Origin of the sequence: Bacteroides faecichinchillae JCM 17102, assembly GCF_000614145.1 — a bacterium.
GTDB lineage: Bacteria > Bacteroidota > Bacteroidia > Bacteroidales > Bacteroidaceae > Bacteroides > Bacteroides faecichinchillae.
Genome location: NZ_BAKK01000093.1, coordinates 1 through 3,535 on the forward strand (window position 1 = coordinate 1; position 3,535 = coordinate 3,535).

Sequence of the window (3,535 nt, forward strand, 5' to 3'; positions counted from 1 at the left end):
GAGATATAATGAAGAATACGATTCGGAGGGCAACAAGAACAGAATGTTATCCAATCTCCTTAGGAGATACAAGAACGAGAAATTTCCGTCTGTTATAGCTAATAACTACATGGTAGTTTCATAAACGACATACATAAAAACAATAGCAGAAATGCGTACTGAAAGGCTTATTCTTTTCGGTACGCATTTTTTTTGCGTACTGGAATGGGCACGTTTTCTACACACATGGGCATTCGGTAGATTACTTTGTTAGTGCGTGTTTTCACCCTAATTTTGCTAATAGAAAGGGGGGCGAACAAGCAAGTGCGCATAGCTCCAGTAGCCGCCTAATGAATTAATAATTAATGTATTAATAAATTAAAATTAAATTCTATGAAAACTATTAATTTTGCAATTAATGAAGTAGAGAACGTAGTAGAGAATGCCAAAGTAAGTGCAGCATTCGTGCAGGAACTGAAAGAAGCATTCTCCATGTCTCCCATCAAAACAGATATGCGTTTCAAACAGTCTTCCAAAGGTGAACTGATTATTTCTGTTACATTCGCTTACGATACTGGTATGAAACAACATCTTGAGGGTGCAGGAGATTCAGACCTTATTACTGCAATAAATTTCTGTATGGCAAAAATTACGAAGCTTTTGGATGATTACAAAGCGGAAGAACATGAGGTAGATACTGCCAAAGACGGCGAAAACTTGGTAATGGAACTGTTCAAACAGCATATAAATTCTCCCATATATGGGTATGTTGAAAAGGATTGGTATAACAATTATGGAGAGCGTTACCGTTGCGTGAGATTTTCTCCCACCCCTAAAGGAAATGTAAAGTTCTGTATGAAAGCAACGCTTGAAGTGAACAACCTTATCAGTGAAGCCTGCAAGCCTGAATCAATAAGGAGAGCCAAACAACAAGTTCCCGAACAGAATGAAGTAGCCTAAACAGTCAGCTTTGAAGAAAGTCGAGGGAACAACCTCTCTCGGCTTTCTTTTTAATCGGAACAGAGAAAATGAAACAGATACAGTTTACCCAAACATATAACAATGAAGCAGCACACAGACAAGTGAAGCTACTGATGAAGCAGCACAAGCAGCTTTATATCCAAGTGAACGGTGAAGCATGGATAAGCAGTCAAGGAGTAACGGGTATAAGATACCAACTCAACGCACAAGGCTGGCAGTGGATTCTTAACTATCTGCAAACGGGAGATTATGAGGATTTTGGAGTATTCCCGTCCAGACTATCCAAGCTATGCAGCGAGTTCCAAGAGGATGTGGTAAAAGGACTGATAGAACAGAAATACAATATCGCAAGAATCCCTTTTCTACGGGAAACCGAAGCCTATATAAAACTCAGGGGGCTGTTCCGTTTCGGAAAACTCTTTTTCAGCATAAGGAGAAGCGATGAATTTATAGATTATCTAAACAGTAAAGGATTATGATTACCCTACATAAAGGTCAATACCTGTCTGACGTAATGAGTGAGATTCCGTCAAACTGCATACTTTCCAAAAGAATACCCGGTTGTGGTGCTACCACTTTGGAACTTGAAACCCAAAGAAATTCCATTATCGTAGTTCCAATGTGCCCGTTATCAAAAGCAAGTGCGGCAAATACAGCAATCTGTTAGGCGTTTATGAAGATGTTACAACAGATAAGATTCGCAATTATCTGACTAATAACAGACTACATAAGATAATGACTACTCCCGAAAGTTTCGGTAAGGTGAAAACAGCCTGCAATGGTATTGACATTTATAATCATTTCTTCCTGTTGATGGATGAATGCCACCAATTAATCAAGGATGTGGATTACAGAACAGACATAGTGCTGCCCATGAATGACTTTTTCCGCTTCAAAGGCAAGGCACTTGTTTCCGCCACTCCTATCGGATTCAGTGACCCAAGATTTAAAGAGTTTGAAACAGTGGAAGTAAGTGCCGATTATGACTACAGACAAGAAATTACGGCTACACATACTTATAATACCAACAAGGCAATAAGTGAATATTTAGAAAAGCACAAGGAGGGAACTGTCTGTTTTTTCGTCAATTCTGTGGCAATGATTCACTCCATAATGAAACAGTTTGACATATTGGAGGATTCTACCGTTTACTGTGCGCCAAAAAGCCGTTTGAAACTGAAAAATGAATACTCATTTGATAATGCTTATAATGACTGGAGCGCAGACACCATGAAGAAATACAACTTCTTCACTGGCAGATTCTTTACGGCATTCGACTTGGACTTGCCTTATCAGCCCGATTTGGTAATGGTCACAGACCCTTATATTTCCGAATATACCATACTTGACATAGATACGGACTGCATACAGATTTGCGGAAGATTCCGTAATGGCATAAAATCGGCAACACATATCTATAGGGTGAATCCCCAAATAATAACCAAAGGCAGAGAACAGATAGAATGGGAAATTTCAGCACATGAATTTGCCTATAACACAATACAGACTTTATACAATAGTGCGGATAACAGAGAAAGCAGATTCGCTTTCGGTGCAGTTCTTGAAACCATGCCATTCCGTAAATTCCTATATTCCGACTTTACAAAGAACTGGTTTGCCATAGACAATGAGATTAATTCCGTATTGGTGAACAACAGATACCAATCAAGACAAGAAATAATGAATTGGTACAATGACTGCCATTTCTTCAATCCCACATTTGAGAATGACGAATATAATGAGAATGACGAGAAATTAAAGATTGCCAAGGCTGCACGCTCGGTAAAGGACAAACACAGAAAAATGGTACAACTTCTTAGTGAAATGGAAACTCCCTACTCGGAATACGCCTTAGATTTCATTAATGATATGCGGAAGATTGACCCGTTCATTGTGGAAGCGTTTGAAACTTTGGGCAAAGAGAGGATAGAGGAACTTAATTATATTGATAGGAAAATCAGAGAGGAAATGATTCTCACACAGCGTAAAGGAAATAAGGTTATCAAACTGATTAAGAATATATTCAAGGTTGGTAATAGATATTCCAATGAGAAAATAGTTAATGAATTAACGAGAATATTCGAGATGTTGAATATTCACCCCGAAGAAAATATAGAACCTAAACTTATCAGTCTCTATTACCAAGCTATCCCTTGCTGTTGGTAAAAAGAGAGGTTATCAATTAATTAGTGAGATAGTCTGACTATTACCAACAAAACTTGAAAATCTTGTCTTTCTATACCCGATACAGAAATTGAAAGAAATGTTGGTAACTACCTTAATAACTAATGAAACAGAGTAATTTTCTTACTAACTAATAATACACAGTCGCAGGAAATTCTTGCGGCTTTTATTTTGGCGCAGAACCACAGCCGCACATTTTCTCCGATTCCGATTTTCTGAATATTTCCACGTTAGGAAGAGTTATATAGCACCTACTTTATAATATGCCACATACAGCTAATGACATTAAAAAGACTATCTGACTAAAGAATCACCTATATACAGTTTAGCTAAAAGTCAAGAAAACAGACATATAAGGTACTTCATATAAGAATCCCCTCCCCATTCAGCC

The 3,535-nt window shown here is 38.0% G+C and carries 3 protein-coding genes; all 3 read left to right on the top strand.

The window, feature by feature from the left end:
• Nucleotides 1-372: 372 nt before the first annotated feature.
• The 3 genes from JCM17102_RS20660 to JCM17102_RS28675 all read left to right on the top strand — a co-directional run bounded on the left by JCM17102_RS20660 (nt 373) and on the right by JCM17102_RS28675 (nt 3,126).
• Complete coding sequence (locus JCM17102_RS20660; RefSeq protein WP_025076530.1) at nt 373-939, top strand: hypothetical protein; 567 nt, start codon at nt 373-375, stop codon at nt 937-939.
• Between the two features lie 68 nt (nt 940-1,007).
• Nucleotides 1,008-1,439, top strand: coding sequence for a hypothetical protein (locus JCM17102_RS20665; RefSeq protein WP_025076531.1), 432 nt, complete (start codon nt 1,008-1,010; stop codon nt 1,437-1,439).
• 142 nt (nt 1,440-1,581) lie between these two features.
• Nucleotides 1,582-3,126 carry a hypothetical protein gene (locus JCM17102_RS28675; RefSeq protein ID WP_275564452.1) on the top strand — a complete coding sequence of 515 codons (1,545 nt, stop codon included), beginning with the start codon at nt 1,582-1,584 and terminating at the stop codon, nt 3,124-3,126.
• The last annotated feature ends 409 nt before the right edge of the window (nt 3,127-3,535 follow it).

What these genes read in the sequence shown, in the direction of transcription:
- JCM17102_RS20660 (WP_025076530.1), top strand. Translation starts at nt 373, where the DNA reads ATGAAAACTATTAATTTTGCAATTAATGAAGTAGAGAACGTAGTAGAG.
- JCM17102_RS20665 (WP_025076531.1), top strand. Translation starts at nt 1,008, where the DNA reads ATGAAACAGATACAGTTTACCCAAACATATAACAATGAAGCAGCACAC.